Raw genomic sequence first — 24,242 nt, forward strand, 5'->3', positions numbered from 1 at the left:
GGCGCGCTACGCCTCTGCCGCCACCGCTTCGCTGGCGCCGAGTTCGGCGAGTTGGGCGGCCGCCTCGCGCAGCACGGGGACGTGGGTCATCGCCTGGTCGAGCGACATCCGCATGACCGGCGCATGGACAGCCAGGGCGGCGAAGAAGCGCCCCGCCGCGTCGGTGACCGGCACGGCCACCGCGACCATGCCTTCCAGGAACTCCTGGTTATCGGTGCCGACCTGGGTCTTGCGGATGGTGTCGAGCGCCGTGTTCAAGTCGTCACGATCGGTGAGGGTGTTCGGTCCGGGGGCGTTCAGGGTCAGGCTGCGCAGCACCGCCGCGCGCGGCGCCGGTGGGAGGCTGGAGAGGAACAGCTTGCCGCTGGCCGTGCAGTGCAGCGGCACGCGCGTGCCGACCGGCAGCTGCAAGCGCAGGGGCCATTCCGATTCGACGCGGTCGAGATAGACCATCTCGCCGTCCTTGGGGATCGAGAGGTTGCAGGTCTCGCCGATGCGCCGGGCGGCGGCGGCGAGGATGGCGTGGCGCGCGGCAGCCAGGCTGGCGCCGCCAATGAGGCTCTGCGCCAGGGCCAAGAGGCGCGGGCCGGCCACCAGGCCGCGGCCGCCCAGCTCCTTGCGCAGGTAGCCGTCCGCCTCCAGGGTGGCGCAGATGCGGTAAGCCGTCGCCTTCGGCAGGCCCGAAAGCTCGGTGATCTCCTGCACCGAGGCGGGTCGGTCCATGCCGGCCACCAGTTCGAGCAGTTCCAGCACCCGCGCTGAGCGCGATTTTGCCGCGGTCGGCTTTGCCAAGGCTAGATCCTCCCCTTCCTGTACCTCCTGCTATATGCCTGCCAGCGGCGAGGCAACATATGCTTTGGGCCCTTCCCACAGCGACCCTACTGCAGTTGCCCTACTGCAACTGGTAGACGCCGGCCCCCTTGTTCACCAGCAGGATGGTGGAGAGCTCGGGGATGAAGGCAATCAGCAGCCAAGCGACGATCAGCGCCCCAAGGTAGGGCATGGTGTACTTCAGCAGCCGGAAATAGGGGATGCCCGTGATACCGCTGGCGACGTAGAGGTTGAGGCCGTAGGGCGGCGTGATGAAGCCGATGGCGTCGCCGACCAGGAAGATGACGGCGAAGTGAATCGGATCGACGCCGATGCTGGCGGCAATGGGCGCCAGGATCGGCGCCAGGATGATGGTGTTGGGCAGCGACTCCAGCACCGTGCCGGCCAGCAGCACGATAAGCATGCAGGCGAACAGGATCGCGTAGTAGCCGCCGAGACCGCTCAGCGCCTCGGTCACGAAGGCATCGGCACCGAGCAGCGAGAGCAGCTGCTGCATCACCACGGAGACGGCGATGAGCGGCGCCAGCAAGCCGGTGATCTGGCCCGAGCGCATGATGACGCCGGGCAATTCGGCGAAGCTGAAGCCGGGGATGAGGAGGCGCTGCAGAAAGCCGGCATCGTCCGGCAGGGCACCCGGCGAGCCGTCACTGGCCGGCAGCAGGCGCTTGGCGAAGGGGTACATGATCAGGCCGACCAGAAGGCAGAAACCGGCGGTGACGCCCGCCGCCTCCGTCGGCGAGAAGGCGCCGGTATAGATGCCCCAGATGACCAGCAGGATGGCGAAGAAGCCGAGCCATGCACCGACGGCCATCTTCGCGCTGCGCAGCAGCTGGAAGGTGATGAGATGGCCCCAGCCGTTACGCTGGCAGATGAACCAGCACACCGTCTGCATGGCGACGACCATGAGGCAACCGGGAATGAGGCCGCCGATGAACAGATCGCTGATCGACAGGTTCATGAGGAACCCGTAGACGATGAAGATGATCGAGGGCGGAATGATGATGCCGACCGTACCGCCGGCCGCAGCGGTGGCGGCGGCGAAGTTCTTGTCGTAGCCGCCCTTGACCATCTCCGGGTGCATGATCGAGCCGATGGTCGCGGTGGTCGCGGAGTTGGAGCCGGAAATCGCGGCGAAGAGGCCGCAGGCGCCGAGCGAGGCCATGGCGAGACCGCCGCGCAGCCAGCCGAGGATTGAGTAGGCGAAATCGGAGAGGCGCTTGGCGATGCCGGCCGACTTGATGAGGTCGCCGGTCAGGATGAACAGCGGCAGCGCGAGGAGGCCGAAGAAGTTGAGGCCCTCGTACAGCGTCACGCCGATGTTGGCGAGGGTGAAGTCGATGACTAGGCTGACGCCGACCACCCAGAAGCCGATGACCAGGAATATCGGCACCCCGAGCAGGAAGAGACCCGTGACGCCGAGCGAGATGAGGGTGATCCAGAGTCCGTCCATGGCTCCTCAATCCCCGAAAATGTTGGCGTGCAGGTTGAACGGCCGCCCGGCACGGAAGTCGGCGTAGTCGGACCAGAGGTTCTGCAACACGCGGAAGACCAGCAGGCTCCAGGCGAAGGGCGTGGCGAGGTAGAACCACCACTGCATCACGTCGTCGGTCCCCTGGACGATGGCGAAGTTGTCGTAAGACAGCCACACCTGCTCGGTGGTGTAGGTGATGACGATGGCGGCAAAGGTGATCCATAGCACGGCATCGAGGCAGAGGCAGGCGAACTGCCCGCCATAGGGCAGCCGCAGGCGCAGTTCGTCGAAGCGCAAATGGGCGCGGATCTTGACGTTGTAGGTGCAGCCCAGCCAGACGATCCACAAGAACAGGTAGACAGGCACCGTGGTGCTCCAGGGCACCTGCTCGTTGAAGAGGAAACGACGGAACACCTCAACAAAGATGATGCCCGCCATGGTCACGTAGCAGATCAGGATGAAGATCTTCTCGACGTTCGCGTCGAGCCACCGCAATAGCACCATCTGTACTCTCGCCAGCCTACCCTGTTGTCGCGTGCGGGACGCTGCTTCGCCAGCAGCCCGGTCTGTGTCGCGCCGGCCCGCCCGCGATTCCAACGATTATCCTGTATCGGCGGGAACCGGCGGGGAAAGGGAAAGCTGTTCTTTCCCCGCCGGCCTAGCCGTCCCGGCTTACGCCTGGGACTTCCACCAACGCCGCGGCTCGACATTTTCCGGCAGCGTGTCCTTGGGGATCTCTCGGGCGATGTCGTAGATGAACTTGTAGGTGTCCATCCCGCCGGCCCAGCCGTTGAGGCGTTCGCGCCACTGTTCCCAGTCGGCCGGATGGAACTCCGGCGAGCACATCTCCTCGGCCTCGCGTTTGGCCTCGTCGCTCAGCATGGCGACCCGCGTGCCGGTCTTGGCGAAGATGGTGTTCGGCAGCTGCGGGTCGGAGAAACCGACAGTGTTGACCAGCGCCGCTTCGTTGGCCGCCTGTACGTGGACCTGAGTCAGGTAGGCCGATTCCATCACGGCGTCCTGCAGATCTCCTTCCAGCTTGTCGAAGACATCGGCATTCATCGCCGTATGCTCGGTACCGCAGAAGAACTCCAGGTTCACCACCTGGGAGACCACCGGCGCCATGTTGGCGTAGGCCACCGCGGAGGCCCAAGTCTCGGCACCGTCGATGAGGCCCTGCTTCAGGCCGTCGAGGGTCTCCTCCCAGGCGATCGGCGCCGGGTTCAGCTGCATCTTCTCCATGGCGATGCGACCCAGCTGCGTGCCGGTGACGCGGTTCTTGGTGCCGGCCAGTTCGGTCACGCTCTTGACCAGCGGCTTGTCCTTCCACTTGAGGCCCAGCTGGATGCCGCGCAGCTCCGCGTGGCTGAACAGGAAGTGCAGGTTGTGGCGCTGGCGCAAAGGTTCGCGCAGCACCTTCTCGCTGCCCGGGTGATAGAGGAAGTAGTACTGCGATGCCCGGCTCGGGAACATGTAAGCGTAGTCGAGCACGTTCAGGTAGGGCGCACCGCCGGCCGAGTTCTGTGTCGAGGCGGCGAAGATGTCGACGATGCCCTGCTGCGTCTTCTTCACGCAGTCGAGCTGGCCGCAGATCTGGTTGCTGCCGATGAACTCGACGCGGATGGCACCGTCGGTGCGCTCCTCCAGGTCGGCGGCGAACTGCAGGCAGCCGGCGCGTTCGATCAGCAGGTTGCGCTCGTTGAAGCCGGCGGCGCCGAATTTCAGGGTGTGTTTGGCTTCGGTCTTGAAACGCTTTTCGTAGGTCGAGTTCGCGGCCTCGGCGAGGCGCGCGAGCGAGACGGTACCCGTCAGGGCGCCGGCCGCCAGCAAGGTCGAGGTGATGCCGTACTGCCTGGTCAGGCGCAACAGGTCACGGCGCGATACGTGCGTGAGTTTTTCGCTAAGCATGGTTCCTCCCATTTCCCCGTGGGCCTTTTGACCCCGGCCGCTTGTGTTGCGGTGTTTCTCATTTAACGAGACTTATAGTTTCATTATTGCGATTGCACGCGCGGAAGGCAAGCGATATGTAATATTCGTGCCTTCTAGGAAGCACCAATGATCGAAAGTTGTTCTGCAAAAGCAGTTCGCACGTGGGGGGAAGGAGTTCGGCCCGGTGATCGCAGAGGATCAAGCGACTACGACACCGCCGCAGAGCGGTGAAGCGTCCGCGTCCGACGCCGCCGCTTATGACTACATCGTGGTCGGCGCCGGTTCGGCCGGCTGCGTGCTGGCCAATCGCCTCTCGTCCAACCCGGCGGCGCGGGTGCTGCTGCTGGAGGCCGGTGGGCGCGACTGGAATCCCTGGATCCACATCCCGGTCGGTTACTTCAAGACCATGCATAACCCGGGCACCGACTGGTGCTACAAGACCGAGCCGGACAAAGGCCTGAACGGGCGCCGCCTCGACTGGCCGCGCGGAAAAGTGCTGGGCGGTTCCTCCTCGATCAACGGCCTGCTCTACATCCGCGGCCAGAAGGAGGACTACGACCAGTGGCGCCAGCTCGGCAACACCGGCTGGTCCTATGACGATGTCCTGCCCTACTTCATCCGCTCGGAAGACCAGGAGCGCGGCGGCGACGACTACCACGGCGTCGGCGGCCCGCTGGCGGTCTCCAACATGCGCATCCGCCGCGAACTCTGCGACAAATTCATCGAGGCGGCGGGCGAACTGGGCATTCCACCCAGCGACGACTTCAACGGCGCCGCGCAGGAAGGCGCCGGCTATTTCCAGCTTACCGCCAGAAACGGCCGCCGCTGCAGTACCGCCGTCGGTTACCTGAAGCCGGCGAAGCGGCGTCCCAATCTCACCATCGTCACCCATGCGCAGACGGAACGGGTGATCTTCGAGGGCCGCCGCGCCGTCGGCGTCGCCTACCGCCGCAAAGACAAGTCCCTGGAGGCGCGCTGTCGCGGCGAGGTGATCCTCTCGGCGGGCGCCATCGGCTCGCCGCAGATCCTCATGCTGTCAGGCGTCGGCCCCGGCGCTCAGCTGCAGGGCTTCGATATCCCGGTGGTCCACGACCTGCCCGGCGTCGGCCGTAACCTGCAGGACCACCTGCAGGTGCGCATGGTGTTCAAGACCAGGGTTCCGATCACTATGAACGACCAGGTCCACAACCCCATCAAGAAGATGCTGATGGGCCTGGATTACATTTTCTTCCGTCGTGGGCCGCTGACCATGGGCGCCAGCCAGGTCTGCGTCTTCGCGCGCACCACGCCGGAGGCGGCAACGCCGGACATCCAGTTCCACCTGCAGCCCTTGAGCGCCGACAAGCCCGGCGAAGGCCTGCACCGGTTCTCCGCCTTCACATCCTCGACCTGCCAGCTGCGCCCCGAGAGCCGCGGCGTCATCGAACTGCGCAGCCCTTTCGCCCAGGACTACCCGGCGATCCATCCGAACTACCTGGCGACGGTGAAGGACCAGCAGGTGACCGTGGCCGGCATGAAACTGTCGCGCGCTATCGCCGCCACTTCTACGCTGGCGCCGCTGATCGAGAGTGAGCTGTCGCCGGGCACCGAGGCGGCGAGCGATGCGCAGCTGCTGGAGGCCGCGCGCAACATAAGCCAGACCATCTATCACCCGGTCGGCACCTGCAAGATGGGCCCCGACGAAACCGCGGTGGTCGACGAGCGCCTGCGCGTCCGCGGCCTTCAGGGGCTGCGCGTGGTCGACGCGTCGATCATGCCGACGCTGGTTTCCGGCAACACCAACGCTCCCACCATCATGATCGCCGAGAAGGCGAGCGACATGATCCTGGCGGACAGCCGCGCCTGATCGTGAACCCTCGCCGCGTGTGAGGGTGACGGTTGGTGTGGAAAGAACGGTGCGCCGATCGGCCGACCGCGCGCTCAGTCCTCGAACCGCCCCTGCAGCCCTTCAACGATCGCCTGATAGGCGGGCTCGCGGTCGGGGTTCAGCATGCCATGGCGCAGCGCGAAGTGCAGGTTCACCAGCGCGACGTTGAACTTGAAATCGTCGCTTTCCCTGATCCGCTCCAGCACCTGGTCCATGGACCACAGCGCGAAGGACTCGACCTCGTCGTCGTTAGGCGTCGGCTGAAAATCCCCCGGGAGTTCCAGGTCGAAGCAGAACACGACGTCGTTGCGCAGGCCCTCCTCACGCTCGCAGAGGTAGCGCAGCGCACCGACCGGCCGGGCAAGTCGCGCAAGGTCGGCGGGCACGCTGGCCTCCTCCTGCGCCTCTTTCACCACGTTCTCCATCAGCGAGAGGCCCAAGGGCTGGCCGCCGGCGACCAGGTGGTCGAGCTTGCCGGGCGCCACCGCCTTGTGCGCGGCGCGCTTGCCGACCCACAAGCGGGGACCGTCGTCGCCCATCACGTAGCCGTTCACGTGCACGCCGTAGGCCAGCACACCGAACAGCGGCACCGCGCCCCGCTCCATGCGGAACAGCGGCGGCGCCCCCCACCGCCGACCGATGCCGTAGTCCTCGCCGCGCCATTTCGGAATCTCGCCGGCGGCGTGGAGCTCTCTCAGTGCTTCCTCCAGCACCGCCGAGCGCGATTCGAAATCGCCGTAGCGCGCGGGCAGCAGCACCGCGGCTTCGGTGACGGTGAAGGCACTGGGGAAGTCTTTCAGACGCGCGGCGAAGTCATGCCCCACCCAACCCAAGGGCTGCGTGTCGCCTTCCAGCAGAAAGGGCCGGTAGCGTTCCGGCCGCCACTGGTGGCAGATCCTGATGCGGTCGAGGTAGCTCATGGCGCGGAGACTAAGCGGCGGTGCGCCGGAAAGCCACGGCTTTTGCGGGCCCCTGCGCGCTAACCGCTGCCGCTCAGCATCGCCGTGTAACGGTGCTGCATCTCCTCGGGCTCAACCGCTTCGATGGAATGGCCGATCATCCAGTCGTAGCCGAAGGGGTCGCGCAGGGTGCCGGAACGCTCGCCATAGAAATGGTCCTGTGGTGCGCGCAGCAGGCGGGCACCGGCTGCGACCGCCTTGTCGATCATCGCATCGGCGTCATCGACATGCAGATGAATGACGAAGCTGCTGGGCGCTTCGGGATCAGGGGCATGGATATCGAACTCCGGGAACTCATCAGACAGCATCAGGGTCGTGCCGCCAAGTTCAAGCTCCACATGGCCGATGCGCCCGCTTGGCTCGACGAGGCGGAACTTCTCCGTCGCGCCGAACACCCGCTTGTAGAAATCGACTGCCTTGTCGGCCGACTTCGCACGCAGATAGACGAAAAGCTCGTGCACGCTCATGGGGAAACTCCTTCGGTCTTCTCTGGCGCTCAGTCTCACCCTTCTCTTCGCCCGGGTCTTGAACGAAATCGACCCCGGGGAGTGCTGGGGCTACAGCGTGACGTGGCGGGCATTGGCGGGCGCACGCCGCCGGTAGTCGCCCGGCGAGAGGCCGGCGAAGGCCCGGAAGTCGCGGGTGAAGTGGGCCTGGTCGGCATATCCCTCGGCGGCGGCGAGTTCAGCCCAGGCAATGGCCGGTTCCGCCGCCAGACGGTCGAGAGCCCGACCGAAGCGCACCACACGGCCCCACAGCTTCGGCTTTAAGCCCGCTGCCGCACGGAAGCGCTGGGTGAAATGACGGTGGCTGAGACCGCATTCCGCCGCCACCTCGCAGACCGGCACGGCGAACCTGAGGCGGGTGACGGCGTGGGCGATGAGCGGATCGATCCGGCGCAGCCCGTCCAGGCGGGCGAGCAGCGCCGCCTCGAAGAGATCGAGGCGGCCCGCCAGGGAGGGCGCCTCGGCCAGGCGGTTGCCCAGGGTATCGACCGCCGCGCGGCCCCAGACGTCCACCAGCGGCGTATGCGCCCCGGCGAATTCGCCGGCGGGCGCGCCGGCCAGAAAGGCAGCGGCACCGGGGCGCAGCAGCGCGCCCACGCTGGGCACCGGGTGGGAGATGTCCTTCAGGTAGGGCGCAGCGCGAGGGCCGCCGACCACCGCCGTGCCAAGGGTAAAGCCCACGCGGTCGCCGGCATCGCGGAATACCCGCAGCGGCCGATCCGCAAGCCGAACGACGAGATGGAGGGATCCGGTCGGCAGCACCAGTTCGCGCCGCGGCACCGCCGGACTGTCGCTGGGCCCAGCCTCGCCGGCCCAGACCCGCTCGACGAAGGGCTGCAGCGTGGCGATGGGAGGGCGGCTGAGATGCATCGATCGGCTCCGGAGCACAAGAGGCGCAGACAGCATAGGGGAGCATAGCCGCTTGGGAAATCTCCCTGCGGCGGCTATAGCTGGCGCGCATCCAACGCGGAAGGAAAAGGCATGGATACCGCCGATCTCGCCTGGCGGGCCGAGGAGGCCTGCATGAACGCTTGGCCGTCGCCGCGCGAAGCGATTCTCGATGGCTGGCGGCTGCGCGCGGCGGGCGGTGCCGTCCGGCGTACCAACTCGGTGAACCCGCTGCGCGGCGAGCGGGGCGACCCGCGCGCGATCATCTCCCTGGCCGAGGCGGTCTATACACGCCTGGGGCAGGCGAGCCTCTTCCGGGTGCCTTCTCTGACGGCGGACGTGGACGAGGCTCTGGACGCCGCAGGCTATGCGGCCGAGGGCCACACCCTGACCCTCTTTGCGGAGCTGCGGGCGCGCGCGGCTTTGCCGCACGGTGCCGAGATCTCGGCGACGCCAAGCATAGAATGGCTCTCAGCCCGTCAACGCCTGAACGGCGTCGATGCGCGCGAACAGCGGATCTACGAAACCATGCTGGACAGCATCCTGCTGCCCAAGTCCTTCGCCGCTGCCCGCGTGGACGCCGACATTGCCGCCCTTGCCTATGGCGTGGTGTGCGACGGACTGGCGGTTATTGAGTCAGTGATCACCGATGCGGCCTGGCGCGGACGCGGCCTCGGCAAGCAGGTCGTCGGCGCCCTGCTTGATTGGGCGCGTGAGGCCGGTGCGGCGGGCGCCTGCCTGCAGGTGGTGGCCGACAACGCGCCCGCCGTGGCGCTCTATCGCTCGCTCGGCTTCCAGCGCGAACTCTATCGCTACCACTACCGGCGCCTGCCGTTGGAAAGTCAGCGGCAGGCGTAGGTGACCTCGTAGCCGCCCGGCTCGCGGTCGGTATCGAGTTCGACGGCGTCCCTGCCGTAGGCTTCCTCGCAGTAGTTGTCGGCATACTCATCGGCCAGCGCCCGATCCGAGCTGTCGATGTAGCTGTACTTGATCACCGGTGCGTTCGCCGGCGGCGGCTCGTCGTCGGCCCGGTAGCCGCTGCTGCAGGCGGCCGGCAAGGCGGCCAGAGCCACCGCGCAGGTGGCCAGTATCAGGCTGCGCATTCTCATCTCCATCGCTGTGCTTGGGCTTGTGCGAAGAAACGCCCGAGTGTTTCGCCGGTTCCTCCCAAGTTACGGGACGCGAAAGGTGCGAATGGCGGTTCCGTGCGCGTCTCGGAAAATCAGCGGCAGGCGAAAGTCGCTTCGTAGCCGCCGGAGGTCTTGTCGGTGTCGATCAGGTAGGCGTCCGTGTCGTAGCGGTCGTCGCAGTAGTCGTCGGCCTTGTCGGCGACCTGCTCGGCCTCTTCCGCCTGGGTGTAGTTGAAGCTGACCGTCGGTTCCGTCGTTTCGGTGGTGTTGTAGACGGTGCAGGCGGCGGGCAGTGAGAGCAGTGCCGCCGCAGCGGCCAGCATGCTGAGCTTTGACATCGGGGGATCTCCTAGCGCTTTCAGGCTTCGATTGGCCTGTCAACGCGCGATTGATCGCCGGAGTTCCCATCGCTCCGCAGGTTACCCGGTTCTGTGGGAGTCCACCATGCGCTGCAGCAGCGGGGCGTAATGGGCAAAGGAGGGCGTTGCGCGGCCCGCGACCTTGGCCGCGTCGTCCCAGATGCGCACGCGCAGGATGTCGTCGAGGTTCGCCAGCTTGTGGAAATCCTCGATCTCGGACGGGCTCATCGGGCCGCCTTGCAGCTTCAGGGTCAGTACCGAAGCTTCGGAAAGGCGGGCGAAGTAGCCGGGATCGGTAGCACAGAGATAGCGCTTGGCCGGTACGTGGTAACGGACGCAGTCGGTGACGCGTTTCGGGAAGTAGGGCGCCAGCACGGCGGCACCCGCGACATCGTGGCGATTGTCGATACCCTGGTCCTGGGCGTCCGGCGGGAACTCGCTGGTGTAGTGGCCGATGTCGTGCAGCAGCGCGGCGGCGACCAGCGAGTCGTCGGCCCCCACCTGCTCTGCCAGATACGCGCTCTGCAGCATGTGCTCCGACATGGTTACCGCTTCACCGAGATAGGAATCGGCGCCGCGCCGGTCGAAGATATCGGCGATGAAGTCGACGATGCTCTCCGCGTCGAGTTTCGTCCTGTCGCGAACCGTCATGACGCGGCCTCCTCCAGCACACGCAGGGTGGACAGCAGGCCGTCCTTGTCGGCGTAGCAGCCCTGCAGCCAGCGCGAGCCCTCGCCGGAGAAGCCATGGCGCGCGTGCAGCACCCGCGTGTTGTCGACGATGAAGCACTCACCCGGCTGGAGCTTGAAGCTCACCTGCAGGCCTTCATCCTCAATGATCTCGCCGAAGCGGCGATAAGCCGCGTAATAGGCTTCCATCTCGTGGTAGGGCACATCGGTGATCGGCGCCGCCGAGCGATTGTTGAAACGCACCGCGATCATCTCGCCGTCGGGATTGAGCTCGATCATCGGACGCCGCGCGGCGAGATGCACCTCGGCGGAGCCGGCATAGTCGAAACGTGCGCAGTAGCGCGTCAGCAGGCCGAAGGCTGCCGGATCCTCGTCGCGCAGACACCGGGCGGCATGGAATCCATCGACCACGAAGGAGTCGCCGCCTTCGGCCGAGTTCTCCAGGCAGTAGAGGATCTGCAGGGTGGGCACCGGGTCGCGGTAGGGATTGTCGGTGTGGGCCTGCAGGCCGAGGCCGGTATAGGCGAGGTTGGTGGGGTTCACCTCGGCGCGCACCTCGAACCACTTGCCGTAGTTGGTCTCGCGCACGAAGCCGAAGAAACCCGCCACCGTCACCAGCGCGCCACTTTCGGCAGGGCCGCCCGAGAGCTTGGCAAAGCCATAGCGCCGCACCTGGGCCAACCAGTCGCGCCGCGCTGCCCCGCCCGCGGCAACCGCGTCATAACGCCCTTCGGGTACTTCAGCCGAAAGGGATGCGTCCCAGGTCTCGATCTCGGGCGCCGTCCAGCCGGCTTCGCGAGGGGCAGCGCCGTCGTAGCCATGGCGCCACAGCCAGGCGAGCGGGAAGCGCGTGCTGTGTTGCTCTGGCGCGAAGGTCACCTGCAATTCGTCGCCCTGCAGGGCGGCGGCGGCGATGCGGGTGTCCGCCGGGATCTGCTGCAGCGTCACCAGGCGCTGGCCGTTCTGCGGCGAGCGCGTGCTGTCGTCGAGGGCATTATCCCGCAGCCAGATGGCGTGGAAGCGCCGGCACTCTCCATCGTCCGAACTCATGGCGAGTGCCCTGCCGCCCTCGATCACCTCGACCCTTTGCGTCCCTCCGTTCTCTGTCGCAAGCGCTATCGCCATTGACGGTCCCCCACCCAGATTATGTCCGGTCGACATTTTCGGGGTCACAAGCCATAATGACAATTAAGCTATCTGACCCCTTTGACTAAATTTTTATTATGCCTTCGCGCAAACCTCCGGCGTCGCTGCCGCCGCTCGAATGGCTACGGGTCTTCGAGGCGGCAGGGCGCAGCGGCAGCTTCACCGCCGCCGCCGCGGAACTGGGGCTGACCCAGGCCGCCGTCAGCCAGCGCATGCGCAACCTGGAAACCCGGCTGGACGTCCGCCTGTTCGTGCGCAAGCCGCGCGGCATCGAGCTGACCGCCGACGGCGAGGCCTACCTGCCGCACGTGCAGAGCGCCCTGACGGCCCTGCAGCGCAGCACCGCCGACCTCTTCGCCGCCCCGCGCCGCAAGATCACCATCGCCACGCCTTCGTCGGTGGCACAGCTGTGGATTGCCCCGCGCCTGGCCGGGCTGGCCCGCGCGCTGCCCAACCTGCAAGTTGCCCTCGGCACGGTCCAGCGCCCGGCGGACTACGACATCATCGATGGGGATTTCGAAGTGCGCTTCGGCAGCGGCGCCTGGCCGCGGCGGCGCGCGGTACCGCTGTTCGACGAAGTGCTGGCGCCGGTCGCCGCCCCCGCCCTGCTGAAAGCGGCGCCGGATTGGCGGATGCTGCCGCAGATTGCCGTGGCGGGTCCGCGCGACGGCTGGCTCGAGTGGGCGTCGGCCGCCGGCACCGCGCCGCCTCGCCCGCCGTCACTGCGCTTCGACACCTTCGTTCACGCGCTGGCGGCCGCGCTCGACGGCGCCGGCGTTCTGCTCGCCTCCCTTGCCCTGATCGAACCGCAGCTGCGGTCCGGCGCCCTGCGCCGCCTGCCGGAGCCTGAATCCCGGATGCAGACGGCCTACTGGTTGGCCTGGCGCGAAGAGGATGCCGGTTTCGCCGAACGAGGCGGCGTCGTTGCCTGCCTCAGCGCGCCACGTGCTTCTGTGACGTGAGCACGGTCTCGACCTGGTAGACCTGGCGAAGGCAGCGGGCGATGTAGTCGCCGGTGGCGACGTCCAGGCCGTTCACCTGCACGTCGATGGCGAGCTCGCGGCCCTCGCCTGGCTTCTTCGGCCCGGTCACGTCGCTGTGCCAGCGGGTCGGCGTGAGGCCGCGCTTGGCGAAGAGCTCCAGCACGCGCGGCATGACCCCGGGCTCGGCTTCGGCGAGGATCGAGAAGCAGTAGACGGTCTCCGCCGCGGCCAGCGGCGCGGGAGCGGCAGAACTTCGATCGGAATCGAAAAACTCGGAAAAGGAAGGATGAGCGGCCATCGAAGGGCCCTCCTGTACGGTCACATCGAAAGACGAATCACGGAACGCCCGGCTACCCCCTGGGTGCCGGGTCCATAATTCGAATGATGAGGCCGAACGGAAGATCAGTGCTCATGACGAGGCGATGAAACGCCTTGGCAGCCGAGATGTCAACTGAGGAAGGCATTAACCAAAGGCCCCTCACCCCCGGCCCTCTTCCCCACCGTGAGAGGGAGGGGGCCCGCAGAGCGGAAGGGTGAGGGGGAACTTGGCGGCGGCTAACCCTCCCACACCATGCGGCGCTGGCGCAGCATGGCTTCCTCGAAGGAGCCCTGGTAGTGCGCCGCCTTCCCGGCAAAGTCCATGAAGGACGCGTGGATCTTGCGGGTGAGATCGTCGGTCTCGCCGATCTCCTCGATCACCGCCATGGCGATTTTGCCGAGGCGGGCGATGATCTCGTCGGAGAAGCTCCTGAGCTCAACGCCGTAGTCGGCGACCAGCGGGCCGAAGGCCTGGATGTTGTGGAAGGTGAAGTCGGTGGTGGTGTCCTGCGCCACGGCGGCGGCGGCAAAACGCACGATGGCCTTGAGGTCGGCCGGCAGGGCCTCAAACTTCGCCTTGTTCACCGAGACCTCGAGACCCGGCCCCGGCTCGTGGAAGGCCGGCACGTAGTAGTACTTGGCGACTTTCTGCAGGCCGAAGGCGATGTCGTTCCACGGGCCGATCCACTCCGCCGCGTCGATGGCGCCCGACTGCATGGCCGGCAGGATCTCGCCCGGCGGCAGCAGCACGACCGAGGAGCCGGCACGCCGCATCATCTCGCCGCCCAGCCCGGCCATGCGGATCTTCAGGCCCTGCAGGTCCTCCCAGGTGTTGATCTCGCGGGTGAACCAGCCGCCCGCCTGGGTGCAGCTCGATCCGGCGTAGAAGGGCTGCAGGCCGAAGTCGGCGTAGGCCTCCTCCCACAGCTCCTGGCCGCCGCCGTAGCTGAGCCAGGCCGGCAGTTCGATCGCGTTGAGGCCGAAGGGGATGGTGGTGAAGTAGTTGAAGGCCTTCGACTTGCCGACCCAATAATAGGGCGTACCGTGCAGCAGATCCGCCGTGCCGCCCTGCACCGCGTCGAAGCACTCGAAGGGGGGCACCAGCTCGCCGGCGGCAAAGAGTCTGATGACGAGGCGCCCGCCGCTCATCGCGTTCACCCGGTCGGCGAAGCGCTGCGCGTTCACGCCGACGCCCGGTGCGCCCTTCGGCCAAGGCGTCACCATGTTCCACTCGATGCGCTCCTGGGCAATCGCCGGCGCTGCCAGGGCCCCGGCAGCGGCAGCCAGTCCCGCGCCCTTCACGAATTCACGGCGTTTCATTCTTGTCTCCTCCCAAGGGCCGGACGCGCCTTAGCGGCGGCCCGGTGTCCTGAATTGGGCGGGAGATTAGCGGGCTTGGCAGGAGAAAACTAGGCCGCCTCTTGGGTCGCCCGGTCGACGATCTCGACGATGCTCTCGAGGATGGCCGTGAGGTCGTAGTCCTTGGGCGTGTAGACGGCGGCGACGCCGGCCTTCTTCAGAGCCGCGGCGTCCTCCGTCGGAATGATGCCGCCGGCGACCAGCGGCACACGGCCGAGACCGGCCTTCTCCATGCGTTCCAGCACCTCGCCGACGAGGGCGACGTGGGAACCGGAGAGGATCGAGAGGCCCACCACGTGGACGCCCTCCTCCAGGGCCGCGCCGACGATCTGCGCGGGGGTAAGGCGGATGCCCTCGTAGACCACCTCGAAGCCGGCGTCGCGGGCGCGCACGGCGATCTGCTCGGCACCGTTGGAGTGGCCGTCGAGGCCCGGCTTGCCGACCAGGATCTTCAGGCGGCGGCCGATGCGGCGCGACACCGCCTCGACCTTCGCCCGCACCGGCGCCAAGACATCTTCCTCCGCCGGGGACTGTGTGGCGGCGCCGCCGACACCGGTCGGTGCGCGGTATTCACCGAAAACCCGGCGCAGCACTTCGCCCCACTCGCCGGTGGTGACTCCGGCGTGGGCGCAGGCGATGGAGGGCTCCATGATATTGGCGCCGTCGCGCGCGGCTGCCTCCAGCGTGGCGAGCGTCCGCCGCACGGCCGAGGCGTCGCGCCCCTGGCGCCAGGCCTCGAGGTTGCCGATCTGCTCGGCCTCGGCCTTGGGATCGGGCGCCAGAAAGCCGCCGTCGGCACCTTGCGTCAGCGGCGAGGGCTCGCTCTCCCGGTAGGCGTTCACCCCGACCACCGTCTGCTGACCCGTCTCGATGGCCTCCAGGCGCTTGGCCGCGCTTTCGACCAGCTGCTGTTTCATGTAGGCGTTCTCGACCGCCACGATGGCGCCGCCCATCGCATCGATGCGCGCCAGTTCAGCGCGCGCCTCGGTCTTCAGGTCTTCGACCTTGGCGGTGATTACCGTGGAACCGTCAAAGATGTCCTCGTAGTCCAGCAAGTCCGTTTCGAAAGCGACGATCTGTTGCAGGCGCAGCGACCACTGCTGGTCCCAGGGCCGCGGCAGGCCCAGTGCCTCATTCCACGCCGGCAGCTGCACCGCGCGGGCACGGGCGTTCTTGGAGAGCGTCACCGCCAGCATCTCCAGGAGGATGCGATAGACGTTGTTCTCCGGCTGCTGCTCGGTGAGGCCGAGGGAGTTCACCTGCACGCCGTAGCGGAAGCGGCGGTACTTCTCCTCCTCGATGCCGTAGCGCTCGCGGCAGATCTCGTCCCACAGCTCAGTGAAGGCGCGCATCTTGCAGAGCTCGGTGATGAAGCGCAGGCCCGCGTTCACGAAGAAGGAGATGCGGCCGACCACCTGCGGGAACTCCGCCTCCGGCACCTGGCCGGCGTCGCGCAGGGAATCGAGCACCGCGACCGCCGTCGCCAACGCGAAGGCGAGTTCCTGCACCGGCGTCGCCCCGGCTTCCTGCAAATGGTAGGAGCAGACGTTGGTCGGGTTCCACCTCGGCACCTCACGGTAGGTGAAGGCGATCACGTCGGTGATCAGCTTCAGCGAGGGCTGCGGCGGGAAGATGTAGGTCCCGCGGGACAGGTACTCTTTGATGATGTCGTTCTGCACCGTGCCGGTCAGCTGGCCGCGGGCGGCGCCCTGCTTTTCCGCACAGGCGATGTAAAGCGCCAGCAGCCAGGGAGCCGTCGCGTTGATGGTCATCGAGGTGTTCATCTGGTCGAGCGGAATGCCGTCGAACAGCTTCTCCATGTCGCCCAGATGGCTGATCGGCACGCCGACCTTGCCGACCTCGCCCTTGGCCAGCGCGTGGTCGGAGTCGTAGCCGGTCTGGGTCGGCAGGTCGAAGGCGACCGAGAGGCCGGTTTGCCCGCGCGCCAGGTTCTTGCGGTAGAGCGCGTTGGAGGCCGCGGCGGTGGAATGGCCGGCGTAGGTGCGGATCAGCCAGGGCTTATCCCGTTTGGAGGCCGCCTCTTGGCTCTTGCTTTGCCTGTCGTCGCTCACGCTTCCATCCTCGCTTCCAACCCAAGCTTTTCTATGTTCTCCGGTTCCTCGCTGCGCCGCAACCAAACGCCGTGGCGAGGGCCGAAGATGACCAATTTTAGGTTATCATATTTCGCCTGGCAGCCAAAAATGACAGAAAGTTCCAAAAAAGTCGCTGTCGACGTAAAAAAGAGTACCGTTGTGCATTGCAAAAAAGCGATTGAGCGTCTATGAGTCAAGGAAAATACGGCACTGCAATGAGGGTTTCCCTAGGGTATTTCGGGCCGAGAGCCGCAGTTTTCTGCGGCTTCCCGAATTTACCCACCGCAGATGCGAAGGAACAGGCAGGGCGGCCCCGCCGTTTTTCGAACAGGGGCTGGCGAAACTGGAGGGTTTGAGCGATGGCTAAGGTGCTTGCCGGGACTGCGAGCGGAACGCAAACCGAGGCGGCCCAGGGAGAGTCTCCCGAGGGCCAAATCGGGGCGCCCCTGAAGGACCTCTACGAGGTTGGCGAGATCCCGCCGCTGGGCCACGTGCCGAGTAAAATGCACGCCTGGGTCATCCGCCGCGAGCGCCATGGCGAGCCGGAAAAGGCCATGCAGATTGAAGTGGTCGACACCCCCGCCCTCGACAGCCACGACGTCCTCGTCATGGTGATGGCCGCCGGTGTGAACTACAACGGCGTGTGGGCCGGCCTCGGCGTGCCGATCTCGCCCTTCGACGTGCACAAGGCGCCCTACCACATCGCCGGCTCCGACGCGGCCGGGGTTGTCTGGGCCGTCGGCGCCCAGGTGAAGCGCTGGAAGGTCGGCGACGAGGTGGTGGTCCATTGTAACCAGGACGACGGCGACGACGAGGAGTGCAACGGCGGCGACCCGATGTTCTCCCCCTCTCAGCGCATCTGGGGCTACGAGACGCCGGATGGCTCCTTCGCCCAGTTCGCCCGCGTGCAGGACCGCCAGCTGATGCCGCGCCCGCGCCATCTGACGTGGGAGGAGAGCGGCTGCTACACCCTGACGCTGGCCACCGCCTACCGCATGCTGTTCGGCCACCGTCCGCACATCCTGAGGCCCGGCCACAACGTGCTGGTCTGGGGCGCTTCCGGCGGCCTCGGCTCGATGGCGATCCAGCTCATCTCGACCGCCGGCGCCAACGCGATCGGCGTGATCTCAGACGAGGACAAGCGCGAGTTCGTCATGTCGCTGGGCGCCAAGGGCGTCATCAACCGCAAGGACTTCGACTGCTGGGGCCAGCTGCCGCCGGTGAACGGCGAGGGCTTCGGCGACTACATGCGCAAGGTGCGCGAGTTCGGCAAAGCGATCTGGCAGATCACCGGCAAGGGCAACGACGTCGACTTCGTGTTCGAACATCCCGGCGAGCAGACCTTCCCGGTCAGCTGCATGGTCGTGAAGCGTGGCGGCATGGTGGTGTTCTGCGCCGGGACCACCGGCTACAACCTCACCTTCGACGCGCGTTTCGTGTGGATGCGCCAGAAGCGCATCCAGGGCAGCCACTTCGCCAACCTGATGCAGGCCGCCCAGGCCAACAACCTGATGGTGGAGCGGCGCATCGACCCCTGCATGTCGGAGGTCTTCGCCTGGCGCGACATCCCGCGCGCCCATACCAAGATGATGAAGAACCAGCACCGCCCCGGCAACATGGCCGTGCTGGTCCAGGCCAAGCGGCCAGGGCTGCGCACCCTGGAAGACGCCGCGGCGGACGACTGAGGCGGCGGCAAGGAGAAGTGTCATGGCACTAGCCTGTCTGGCAGCCGAGGCCGAAGGCGCCGGCGACAAGCTCGTCCGGCGCGGCTACGCCCTGATCGACGGCTCGGCGGTGGACCTGACGGCCGCCGTCGCCGCCTTCGATCGGCTGCAGGGAAACTCCGGCGAGCCGCTGCAGATCGCACCGGACCACCCGCTGGTCGCCGCCCTGCTGGAGCAGCCCGCCGTCAGTGACCTGGTGGCCGAGGCCGTCGGGCCCAAGGCCAAGGTTGTCAGAGGGGTCGCCTTCGACCAGCAGGGTCATGCCAGTTGGTTCGTGCCCTGGCACCAGGCGGGCCGCGACGCAGAGGCGGCACAGCGCCTGATCCTGCGCTGGCACCTGGATCTCATCGGTCCCGCCGACGGCGGCCTGCGCGTGCTGCCCGGCAGCCACGTGAAGGGCCGGCTCACCGCCGAAGCCATCGACCGCCTTGCCGCCGAGACCCCGTCCATGGAACTGGCGGTTTCCGCCGGCACGGTGCTGGCTCTGCGGCCCCTGGTGGTGCAGGGTGCGCGCCGCCGCACGACCCGCGGCCACCGCCGCATCCTGCAGGTCGAGCTGGCGCCGCGCGGCTGAGCCCGGCATTCCCCGAGATGTCGAAGGTCCGAGAGATGGTCACCCCACACTCAGAATGTCATCCCGGCCAAGGGAGCGCCAGCGACCGCGAGCCGGGAACCATAGATGGGCCGGGCGCCAGGCGGCGCCATGGACCCCGGATCGCGCTCGCTGCGCTCGCTTGTCCGGGGTGACAGCGGTGGTATCGGGCGCCGTGCGTGCGAGCGCCGCCCCGAAGTGATAGTGGTAGAATGAAGAAGAAGGTTAGAGAGATGCCCGCCGTGCAAGTCATGGCCTGCTGCGAAGCCATAAGCCGCCCCGGCGATCTCCTCGCCCGCGACGGCTACGCGGTGATCGACGGCGCCGGTGCCGACCTGAGGGAGGCTGTCGCCGCCTTCGACAGACTGCGCAGCGACAGCGACGAGTCCGAGCGCATCGCGCCGGACCATCCGCTGATCGCAATGTTGCTCGGCACGCCTGCCATCCGCGATCTCGTCGCCCAGGCAGTCGGCACCGCCGCCCGACCGGTCCGCGCCATTGCCTTCGACAAGACCGGGCAACGCAACTGGTTCGTGCCCTGGCACCAGGATCGCACCATCGCGGTGAACGCGCGTGACGAGATCGCCGCCGTGACCCACTGGACCGTAAAGGCGGGCGTGCCCCACTGCGAGGCACCCATTCCCATGCTAGAGCGCATGCTGACGCTGCGCTGGCACCTTGATCCCGTCGGTCCTGCCGACGGCGGCTTGCGCGTGCTGCCCGGCAGCCACTGCCGTGGTCGGCTGACGTCGGAGGACATCCGCTCTCTTGCCGCCGCGACCCCAGCGGTGGAACTTGCGGCCGCATCGGGCAGCGTACTGGCCATGCGCTCGCTGCTGGTGCATGGCTCGCGCCGCCGCACAACGCAGGGGCACCGCCGTATTCTGCATGTCGAGCTGGCCGCCGGCGATCCGCCCGCGCCGCTGCATTGGGCCTGGGCCTAGGTGCGGGCCTGCCGTGATAAGGTGAAAAGACGAAGAAGGTAGAAAGATGCCTGCCGTGCACGCAGAGGCCCATTCCGAGAGCCTGATCCTTCCCGACCTGTTGCCGCTCTGCGCCGAGGCGCTGGCCGCCGTCGAGGGCTTCGGCGCCGCTGCCCGGCGCGCCGTCGCGCGGAAGGTGGCCCCAGGGGGCAAGGTGGACGCGACGCTGCTGGAGCAGGAGCAGTTCGCCGCCCACGGCTATGCCTGGCTCGCGACCTACGTCGCCGCTCTGCGCGAGATGCTGCACTGGGCCGAGCGCCTGCAGGCGGCGGGACAGCTCGGCGAAATTGAGAAGTTGATGCTGCAGGCCGCCTACGGCGAGTACCTGAACCAGCTGGCCGGCGGCCTTGCCCTCAGCCAGGTGGAGATCCTCCGCCCCGCCGACCTCGGCCTCGGCGGTGAAGACATCCGCGCGCTGGCAACGCCTGCCGTGACCAAGCTGATGGCGGGGGGCAACGGCAATGCCCTGCGCATGGCCATCGCACAGCACCTGGTCGATGGCCGCTTCGGCGAGGCCGGCCTGGCCGACGAGATGCTGGAGATGATCCGCGACCAGTTCCGCAAAGTGGCCGAGGATCACAAGGAAGCCGCCCACGAATGGCACCTGAAGGATGAACTCATCCCGCTGGAGGTCGTCGAGCAGCTCGCCGGCCTCGGTGTCTTCGGTCTGACGGTGCCCGAAGAATTCGGCGGCGCGGGGCTCGGCAAGCTCGCCATGTGTGTCGTCACCGAGGAACTCTCGCGCGGCTACATCGGCCTCGGCTCACTGGGGACGCGCTCGGAGATCGCCGCCGAGCTGATCCGCCTGGGCGGCACGCCGGCACAGCAGGAGAAGTGGCTGCCGCGCATCGCCTCCGGCGAGATCCTGCCGACCGCCGTCTTCACCGAACCCAACACCGGCTCCGACCTCGGCTCCCTGCGCACCCGCGCGATCCGTGACGGCGACGTCTACAGGGTGACCGGGAACAAGACCTGGATCACCCACGCGGCGCGCAGCGACCTCATGACGCTGCTGGCACGCAGCGATGCACAGTCGGGCGATTACCGCGGGCTTTCCATGTTCCTGGCGGAAAAGCCGCGCGGCACGGAGGCCGATCCCTTCCCCGCCCCAGGCATGACCGGCGGCGAGATCAAGGTGCTGGGCTATCGCGGCATGAAGGAATACGAGCTGGGCTTCGACGGCTTCGAAGTGAAGGTCGAGAACCTCTTGGGCGGCGTCGAGGGCCAGGGCTTCAAGCAGCTGATGGCGACCTTCGAGTCGGCGCGCATCCAGACCGCGGCGCGCGCCGTCGGCGTGGCGCAGTGCGCGCTGGAGCTGGGCCTGGAGTACGCCCGTGACCGCAAGCAGTTCGGCAAGGCAATCGTCGAATTTCCGCGCGTCGCCGGCAAGCTCGCCTGGATGGCGGTGGAGACTATGATTGCGCGCCAACTCACCTACTTCGCCGCGCGCGAGAAGGATTCCGAGCGGCGCTGCGACATCGAGGCCGGCATGGCCAAGCTGCTGGGCGCGCGCGTCGCCTGGGCCAACGCCGACAACGCGCTGCAGGTGCACGGCGGCAACGGCTATGCGGAGGAATACAAGATCTCCCGCGTGCTCTGCGACGCCCGCATCCTCAACATCTTCGAAGGCGCCGCCGAGATCCAGGCACAAGTCATCGCCCGCGGCCTGCTGTCAGGGCGGAATTAGCCTGAACGGACGGAGGCGGCCTGCGTCGGCCGCCGTGCCTCACGGCATCTCGACGAAGTCGGCCACCAGGCTGAGCAGGCCGTCGAGCGCCTGGCCGGTCAGCGTCATCGCGACGATGCCGGCGATGGACACGAGGGCGGCGATCAGTCCGTATTCGATCGCCGCCGCACCCGCTTCGTCTTTGGCGAAGCTTGTCAGAGCGTTTCGCATATCCTGTAGCACCCAAGTAACTCGCACCGCTTACCAGACTGCGCTTTTCGGCTTAGGATTCCGTGAAAAATCGCCGCGATTTTCGGGGTTTTCCTGCTGTATTCGCTGCAACTCCGCAAGCGGTTGAAACGCCGGCCTATCCCGCTTGCGGCGACACAATGGCACGCTGCATTGCCGCCGCCGTTTCGCCGTCGGCGGGAAAGAAGGTCTCGATGGTAAGCTCCGCGAGGCCGATGTCGAGGGCAGTGCCGAAGACGGTCGTGGCGCTGAGAAAACGCAGCACGCCGCCTTCCGTTCTCATCTCCAGCGGCACGGCGACGCCGCCCAGCGGGTCGGTTCCCGCGGCGCGGTACGGCTTGGCGTCGGGCGGCAGCGCATAGCCCTTCAGTTCCTCGCGTAGCGCGACGAGCTCGGCGTCGCCGGTTGCCTCGATCTGCCGCTCCAGGCGCTCGATGATGTGCGCGCGCCATTCGCGGATGTTGGCAATGCGTCCCGCAAGGCCCGAGGGATGCAGGCTGAGGCGCAGCACGTTCAGCGGCGGCTTGAGCAGGGCCTCGTCAGCGCCGGCCATCAATGGCGCGACGGCCTTGTTGGCAAAGACCAGATTCCAGTGGCGGTCGACGGCGAGCGCCGGATGCGGTTCGTGGCCGGTGAGGATCAGTTCCACCGCATGGCGGGCGGCGGCGAAACGCGGATCGTCGGCCGCTCGCTCGTGGTAGACCGGCGCGAAGCCGGCGGCCGCCAACAGCGCGTTGCGCTCGCGCAGAGGAACGGAAAGTGGCTCCGCAAGGCGCAGCACCATGTCGCGGCTGGGCGCTGCGCGGCCGGACTCGATGAAGCTGAGGTGGCGCTGCGAGACCTCGGCGGCGAGCGCGAGGTCGAGCTGGGTCAGGCGGCGCCGCTTGCGCCAGTCGCGCAGCAGGCCGCCGATGGGGGAGAGTGTGTCGGCGGTCATGACGCGACACTAGCGCCGGCGAATTCGCCGGTCCATTACCTGCGAGGTAATCGACCTGCAGCGGAATGCGGCCGATCTTCCGACTCAGGCGCCGCGGCCTGCGGCGCCAGCCAATCGGAGGAACCCGCCATGCCCAAGCTGCTGACACTGCGCCCCTTGCTGATCATCGACGCGGCCACCTGCGCCGCCATGGGCCTCGCCCTCTCCATCGGCGCGGCGCCGCTGTCCGCCCTCACCGGTCTGCCCGCGGCGCTGCTGTTTTACGCCGGGCTCAGCCTGCTGCCCATCGCCGTCTTCATGGCACTTGTCGCCTGGCGTCCGCATCCCGGGACGGTGCGGCTGGCCGTCCTCGGCAATGCCGCCTGGGTCGCCGCCAGCCTGCTGCTGCTGGCCTCCGGCCCCCTCTTCAGCTGGGTGGCGCCCAACGCCTTCGGCATTGCGCTTGTCAGCGTCCAGGCTATCGGCGTGGCGGCCCTGGCTCTGCTGGAACAGACCGCTGCGCGCGCTGCACGGCCCCAAGCCGCCTAAGTCTCTTTCCCAAACCAGGATCACATCATGACCGCGCCTCTCAAAGCCTATGCCATCGCCCACCTGCGCCAGGTGGACTTCGGCGCCGGCATCATCGAGTATCTGAAGCGCATCGACGCCACCCTGGAGCCCTTCGGCGGCCGCTACGTGGTGCACGGCGGACGACCGACCGTGCTGGAAGGTGGCTGGGTGGGCGATCTCGTCATCATCGGCTTTCCCGACCGGCAGAGCGCCGAGGCCTGGTACCACTCCCCGGCCTACCGGGAGATCATCGCCCTTCGCACCGACAACAGCGCGGGCGACGTCATCCTGGTCGAGGGGGTGAAGGAAGGCCATTGCGCGACCGGGCTGCTGGCGGAACTCGGCGTCTAGAGGCCTCGGGCCTTGCATCGGCGGGCAACATGGGCCACACCTGCCGCCGAAGTCGCCGCACCCGACTTCGGAGCCTGCCGTGACTGCGCTAAAGAGCCCCTTCCGCCCCGCCACCCCCGCGGATGCCGCCGTCCTTGCCGAGCTGGTGAACCACGCCGGGGAAAGCCTGCCGCTTTATCTCTGGGACAAGATGAAGGAGCCCGGCGAGACCGCCTGGGACGTCGGGCTGCGGCGTGCCGCGCGCGACGAGGGCGCCTTCTCCTACCGCAACGCGGTGATGATCGAGCATGACGGCAGAGCCGCCGGTGCCCTCATCGGCTACGGCATCGCCGACGAGCCTGAGCCGGTCGCGGCGGACATCCCGCCGATGTTCCGCCCGCTGCAGGAACTGGAGAACCTGGCGACCGGCACCTGGTACGTGAACGTGCTGGCGGTGTTGCCGGCCTTCCGCAATTTGGGGCTCGGCGGCAGGCTGCTGACTGTGGCCGAAGAAATCGGCCGCGCCGACGGCAAGACCGGTATGAGCATCATCGTCTCCGACGCCAATGCGGGCGCCCGCCGCCTCTACGAGCGCCTCGGCTATCGCTTCGTGGCCGAGCGGCCGATGGTGAAGGAAGACTGGCTCAACCCAGGCCACAACTGGCTGCTGCTGGTGAAGTGATC

The 24,242-nt window shown here is 67.2% G+C and carries 26 protein-coding genes; 10 read left to right on the top strand and 16 right to left on the bottom strand.

Translation table 11 applies throughout. The features are described 5' to 3' along the window. Positions 1 to 6: 6 nt before the first annotated feature. From WDC82_RS03515 to WDC82_RS03530, 4 genes are all read right to left on the bottom strand, one after another. The gene (locus WDC82_RS03515) at positions 7 to 792 is read right to left on the bottom strand and encodes an IclR family transcriptional regulator (RefSeq protein WP_340115867.1); all 786 of its coding nucleotides are present in this window, start codon (positions 790 to 792) and stop codon (positions 7 to 9) included. Positions 793 to 892: 100 nt separating this feature from the next. Beyond that, the gene (locus WDC82_RS03520) at positions 893 to 2,281 is read right to left on the bottom strand and encodes a TRAP transporter large permease (protein WP_340115868.1); all 1,389 of its coding nucleotides are present in this window, start codon (positions 2,279 to 2,281) and stop codon (positions 893 to 895) included. A 6-nt stretch (positions 2,282 to 2,287) separates the two neighbouring features. Continuing rightward, entirely contained in the window at positions 2,288 to 2,806 is a 519-nt protein-coding gene (locus tag WDC82_RS03525) for a TRAP transporter small permease (protein ID WP_340115869.1), read from the bottom strand. A gap of 168 nt (positions 2,807 to 2,974) precedes the next feature. Further along, positions 2,975 to 4,210, bottom strand: a complete 1,236-nt coding sequence (locus WDC82_RS03530) for a TRAP transporter substrate-binding protein DctP (RefSeq protein ID WP_340115870.1) — start codon at positions 4,208 to 4,210, stop codon at positions 2,975 to 2,977. A 205-nt stretch (positions 4,211 to 4,415) separates the two neighbouring features. On the opposite strand from WDC82_RS03530, the gene WDC82_RS03535 reads away from it, so the two are divergent. After that, positions 4,416 to 6,077: a choline dehydrogenase gene (locus WDC82_RS03535; RefSeq protein ID WP_340115871.1), complete on the top strand. Its 1,662-nt coding sequence runs from the start codon at positions 4,416 to 4,418 to the stop codon at positions 6,075 to 6,077. 74 nt (positions 6,078 to 6,151) lie between these two features. Here the strand turns inward: WDC82_RS03535 and WDC82_RS03540 are convergent, their stop codons facing one another. The 3 genes from WDC82_RS03540 to WDC82_RS03550 all read right to left on the bottom strand — a co-directional run bounded on the left by WDC82_RS03540 (position 6,152) and on the right by WDC82_RS03550 (position 8,433). Then, a complete protein-coding gene (locus WDC82_RS03540; RefSeq protein WP_340115872.1) occupies positions 6,152 to 7,018 on the bottom strand; it encodes a DUF4743 domain-containing protein in 867 nt (288 codons plus the stop codon). A 59-nt stretch (positions 7,019 to 7,077) separates the two neighbouring features. After that, a complete protein-coding gene (locus WDC82_RS03545; RefSeq protein WP_340115873.1) occupies positions 7,078 to 7,524 on the bottom strand; it encodes a VOC family protein in 447 nt (148 codons plus the stop codon). Between the two features lie 90 nt (positions 7,525 to 7,614). Beyond that, positions 7,615 to 8,433, bottom strand: a complete 819-nt coding sequence (locus tag WDC82_RS03550) for an AraC family transcriptional regulator (protein ID WP_340115874.1) — start codon at positions 8,431 to 8,433, stop codon at positions 7,615 to 7,617. Positions 8,434 to 8,544: 111 nt separating this feature from the next. Between WDC82_RS03550 and WDC82_RS03555 the strand changes: the two genes are divergently transcribed. Beyond that, entirely contained in the window at positions 8,545 to 9,309 is a 765-nt protein-coding gene (locus tag WDC82_RS03555; RefSeq protein WP_340115875.1) for a GNAT family N-acetyltransferase, read from the top strand. Here the strand turns inward: WDC82_RS03555 and WDC82_RS03560 are convergent. The 4 genes from WDC82_RS03560 to WDC82_RS03575 form a co-directional block, all read right to left on the bottom strand. Next, the gene (locus tag WDC82_RS03560) at positions 9,294 to 9,554 is read right to left on the bottom strand and encodes a hypothetical protein (protein WP_340115876.1); all 261 of its coding nucleotides are present in this window, start codon (positions 9,552 to 9,554) and stop codon (positions 9,294 to 9,296) included. The genes WDC82_RS03555 and WDC82_RS03560 overlap by 16 nt on opposite strands. Before the next feature lie 119 nt (positions 9,555 to 9,673). After that, on the bottom strand, positions 9,674 to 9,919 hold the full coding sequence (locus WDC82_RS03565; RefSeq protein WP_340115877.1) for a hypothetical protein: 246 nt from the start codon (positions 9,917 to 9,919) through the stop codon (positions 9,674 to 9,676). Positions 9,920 to 10,000: 81 nt separating this feature from the next. Beyond that, positions 10,001 to 10,591: an HD domain-containing protein gene (locus tag WDC82_RS03570; protein WP_340115878.1), complete on the bottom strand. Its 591-nt coding sequence runs from the start codon at positions 10,589 to 10,591 to the stop codon at positions 10,001 to 10,003. After that, entirely contained in the window at positions 10,588 to 11,754 is a 1,167-nt protein-coding gene (locus tag WDC82_RS03575) for a gamma-butyrobetaine dioxygenase (protein ID WP_340115879.1), read from the bottom strand. Before WDC82_RS03575 ends, WDC82_RS03570 begins: the two co-directional genes overlap by 4 nt. 98 nt (positions 11,755 to 11,852) lie before the next feature. On the opposite strand from WDC82_RS03575, the gene WDC82_RS03580 reads away from it, so the two are divergent. Then, positions 11,853 to 12,737, top strand: a complete 885-nt coding sequence (locus tag WDC82_RS03580; RefSeq protein WP_340115880.1) for a LysR family transcriptional regulator — start codon at positions 11,853 to 11,855, stop codon at positions 12,735 to 12,737. On the opposite strand, the gene WDC82_RS03585 is transcribed toward WDC82_RS03580, so the two are convergent. From WDC82_RS03585 to WDC82_RS03595, 3 genes are all read right to left on the bottom strand, one after another. Beyond that, a complete protein-coding gene (locus WDC82_RS03585; RefSeq protein WP_340115881.1) occupies positions 12,709 to 13,056 on the bottom strand; it encodes a hypothetical protein in 348 nt (115 codons plus the stop codon). The two genes, WDC82_RS03580 and WDC82_RS03585, sit on opposite strands and share 29 nt — an antisense overlap. Positions 13,057 to 13,313: 257 nt before the next feature. Beyond that, positions 13,314 to 14,396: a TRAP transporter substrate-binding protein gene (locus WDC82_RS03590; RefSeq protein ID WP_340115882.1), complete on the bottom strand. Its 1,083-nt coding sequence runs from the start codon at positions 14,394 to 14,396 to the stop codon at positions 13,314 to 13,316. Between the two features lie 89 nt (positions 14,397 to 14,485). Further along, positions 14,486 to 16,507, bottom strand: coding sequence for a protein meaA (locus WDC82_RS03595; RefSeq protein WP_340115883.1), 2,022 nt, complete (start codon positions 16,505 to 16,507; stop codon positions 14,486 to 14,488). 380 nt (positions 16,508 to 16,887) lie between these two features. Between WDC82_RS03595 and ccrA the strand changes: the two genes are divergently transcribed. The 4 genes from ccrA to WDC82_RS03615 all read left to right on the top strand — a co-directional run bounded on the left by ccrA (position 16,888) and on the right by WDC82_RS03615 (position 21,514). Then, the gene (ccrA, locus tag WDC82_RS03600; protein WP_340115884.1) at positions 16,888 to 18,213 is read left to right on the top strand and encodes a crotonyl-CoA carboxylase/reductase; all 1,326 of its coding nucleotides are present in this window, start codon (positions 16,888 to 16,890) and stop codon (positions 18,211 to 18,213) included. A 22-nt stretch (positions 18,214 to 18,235) separates the two neighbouring features. Then, positions 18,236 to 18,826 (top strand): phytanoyl-CoA dioxygenase family protein, encoded by a 591-nt coding sequence (locus tag WDC82_RS03605; protein ID WP_340115885.1) that lies wholly within the window; start codon positions 18,236 to 18,238, stop codon positions 18,824 to 18,826. A gap of 251 nt (positions 18,827 to 19,077) precedes the next feature. Next, complete coding sequence (locus tag WDC82_RS03610; RefSeq protein ID WP_340115886.1) at positions 19,078 to 19,788, top strand: phytanoyl-CoA dioxygenase family protein; 711 nt, start codon at positions 19,078 to 19,080, stop codon at positions 19,786 to 19,788. 46 nt (positions 19,789 to 19,834) lie between these two features. Continuing rightward, complete coding sequence (locus WDC82_RS03615) at positions 19,835 to 21,514, top strand: acyl-CoA dehydrogenase family protein (protein ID WP_340115887.1); 1,680 nt, start codon at positions 19,835 to 19,837, stop codon at positions 21,512 to 21,514. Positions 21,515 to 21,553: 39 nt separating this feature from the next. On the opposite strand, the gene WDC82_RS03620 is transcribed toward WDC82_RS03615, so the two are convergent. Both WDC82_RS03620 and WDC82_RS03625 read right to left on the bottom strand, forming a co-directional pair. Beyond that, positions 21,554 to 21,724: a Flp family type IVb pilin gene (locus WDC82_RS03620; RefSeq protein WP_340115888.1), complete on the bottom strand. Its 171-nt coding sequence runs from the start codon at positions 21,722 to 21,724 to the stop codon at positions 21,554 to 21,556. Between the two features lie 136 nt (positions 21,725 to 21,860). Then, a complete protein-coding gene (locus WDC82_RS03625) occupies positions 21,861 to 22,679 on the bottom strand; it encodes a helix-turn-helix transcriptional regulator (protein ID WP_340115889.1) in 819 nt (272 codons plus the stop codon). Positions 22,680 to 22,808: 129 nt separating this feature from the next. Here WDC82_RS03625 and WDC82_RS03630 point away from each other — a divergent pair, with 129 nt between their 5' ends. The 3 genes from WDC82_RS03630 (at position 22,809) to WDC82_RS03640 (ending at position 24,240) form a co-directional block, all read left to right on the top strand. Further along, entirely contained in the window at positions 22,809 to 23,207 is a 399-nt protein-coding gene (locus WDC82_RS03630; protein WP_340115890.1) for a hypothetical protein, read from the top strand. A 27-nt stretch (positions 23,208 to 23,234) separates the two neighbouring features. Then, positions 23,235 to 23,579: a DUF1330 domain-containing protein gene (locus tag WDC82_RS03635; protein WP_340115891.1), complete on the top strand. Its 345-nt coding sequence runs from the start codon at positions 23,235 to 23,237 to the stop codon at positions 23,577 to 23,579. A gap of 79 nt (positions 23,580 to 23,658) precedes the next feature. Then, entirely contained in the window at positions 23,659 to 24,240 is a 582-nt protein-coding gene (locus WDC82_RS03640; protein WP_340115892.1) for a GNAT family N-acetyltransferase, read from the top strand. Positions 24,241 to 24,242: the final 2 nt, after the last annotated feature.

Origin of the sequence: Pelagibius sp. 7325 (genome assembly GCF_037652055.1) — a bacterium.
GTDB lineage: Bacteria > Pseudomonadota > Alphaproteobacteria > Kiloniellales > Kiloniellaceae > Pelagibius.

Coding starts and splice junctions, on each gene's coding strand:
- WDC82_RS03545 (WP_340115873.1), bottom strand. CDS start 7,524: ATGAGCGTGCACGAGCTTTTCGTCTATCTGCGTGCGAAGTCGGCCGAC.
- WDC82_RS03560 (WP_340115876.1), bottom strand. CDS start 9,554: ATGCGCAGCCTGATACTGGCCACCTGCGCGGTGGCTCTGGCCGCCTTG.
- WDC82_RS03620 (WP_340115888.1), bottom strand. CDS start 21,724: ATGCGAAACGCTCTGACAAGCTTCGCCAAAGACGAAGCGGGTGCGGCG.
- WDC82_RS03590 (WP_340115882.1), bottom strand. CDS start 14,396: ATGAAACGCCGTGAATTCGTGAAGGGCGCGGGACTGGCTGCCGCTGCC.
- WDC82_RS03530 (WP_340115870.1), bottom strand. CDS start 4,210: ATGCTTAGCGAAAAACTCACGCACGTATCGCGCCGTGACCTGTTGCGC.
- WDC82_RS03605 (WP_340115885.1), top strand. CDS start 18,236: ATGGCACTAGCCTGTCTGGCAGCCGAGGCCGAAGGCGCCGGCGACAAG.
- WDC82_RS03565 (WP_340115877.1), bottom strand. CDS start 9,919: ATGTCAAAGCTCAGCATGCTGGCCGCTGCGGCGGCACTGCTCTCACTG.
- WDC82_RS03520 (WP_340115868.1), bottom strand. CDS start 2,281: ATGGACGGACTCTGGATCACCCTCATCTCGCTCGGCGTCACGGGTCTC.
- WDC82_RS03540 (WP_340115872.1), bottom strand. CDS start 7,018: ATGAGCTACCTCGACCGCATCAGGATCTGCCACCAGTGGCGGCCGGAA.
- WDC82_RS03555 (WP_340115875.1), top strand. CDS start 8,545: ATGGATACCGCCGATCTCGCCTGGCGGGCCGAGGAGGCCTGCATGAAC.
- WDC82_RS03570 (WP_340115878.1), bottom strand. CDS start 10,591: ATGACGGTTCGCGACAGGACGAAACTCGACGCGGAGAGCATCGTCGAC.
- WDC82_RS03615 (WP_340115887.1), top strand. CDS start 19,835: ATGCCTGCCGTGCACGCAGAGGCCCATTCCGAGAGCCTGATCCTTCCC.
- WDC82_RS03550 (WP_340115874.1), bottom strand. CDS start 8,433: ATGCATCTCAGCCGCCCTCCCATCGCCACGCTGCAGCCCTTCGTCGAG.
- WDC82_RS03625 (WP_340115889.1), bottom strand. CDS start 22,679: ATGACCGCCGACACACTCTCCCCCATCGGCGGCCTGCTGCGCGACTGG.
- WDC82_RS03635 (WP_340115891.1), top strand. CDS start 23,235: ATGACCGCGCCTCTCAAAGCCTATGCCATCGCCCACCTGCGCCAGGTG.
- WDC82_RS03575 (WP_340115879.1), bottom strand. CDS start 11,754: ATGGCGATAGCGCTTGCGACAGAGAACGGAGGGACGCAAAGGGTCGAG.
- WDC82_RS03610 (WP_340115886.1), top strand. CDS start 19,078: ATGCCCGCCGTGCAAGTCATGGCCTGCTGCGAAGCCATAAGCCGCCCC.
- WDC82_RS03630 (WP_340115890.1), top strand. CDS start 22,809: ATGCCCAAGCTGCTGACACTGCGCCCCTTGCTGATCATCGACGCGGCC.
- WDC82_RS03525 (WP_340115869.1), bottom strand. CDS start 2,806: ATGGTGCTATTGCGGTGGCTCGACGCGAACGTCGAGAAGATCTTCATC.
- WDC82_RS03585 (WP_340115881.1), bottom strand. CDS start 13,056: ATGGCCGCTCATCCTTCCTTTTCCGAGTTTTTCGATTCCGATCGAAGT.
- ccrA (WP_340115884.1), top strand. CDS start 16,888: ATGGCTAAGGTGCTTGCCGGGACTGCGAGCGGAACGCAAACCGAGGCG.
- WDC82_RS03580 (WP_340115880.1), top strand. CDS start 11,853: ATGCCTTCGCGCAAACCTCCGGCGTCGCTGCCGCCGCTCGAATGGCTA.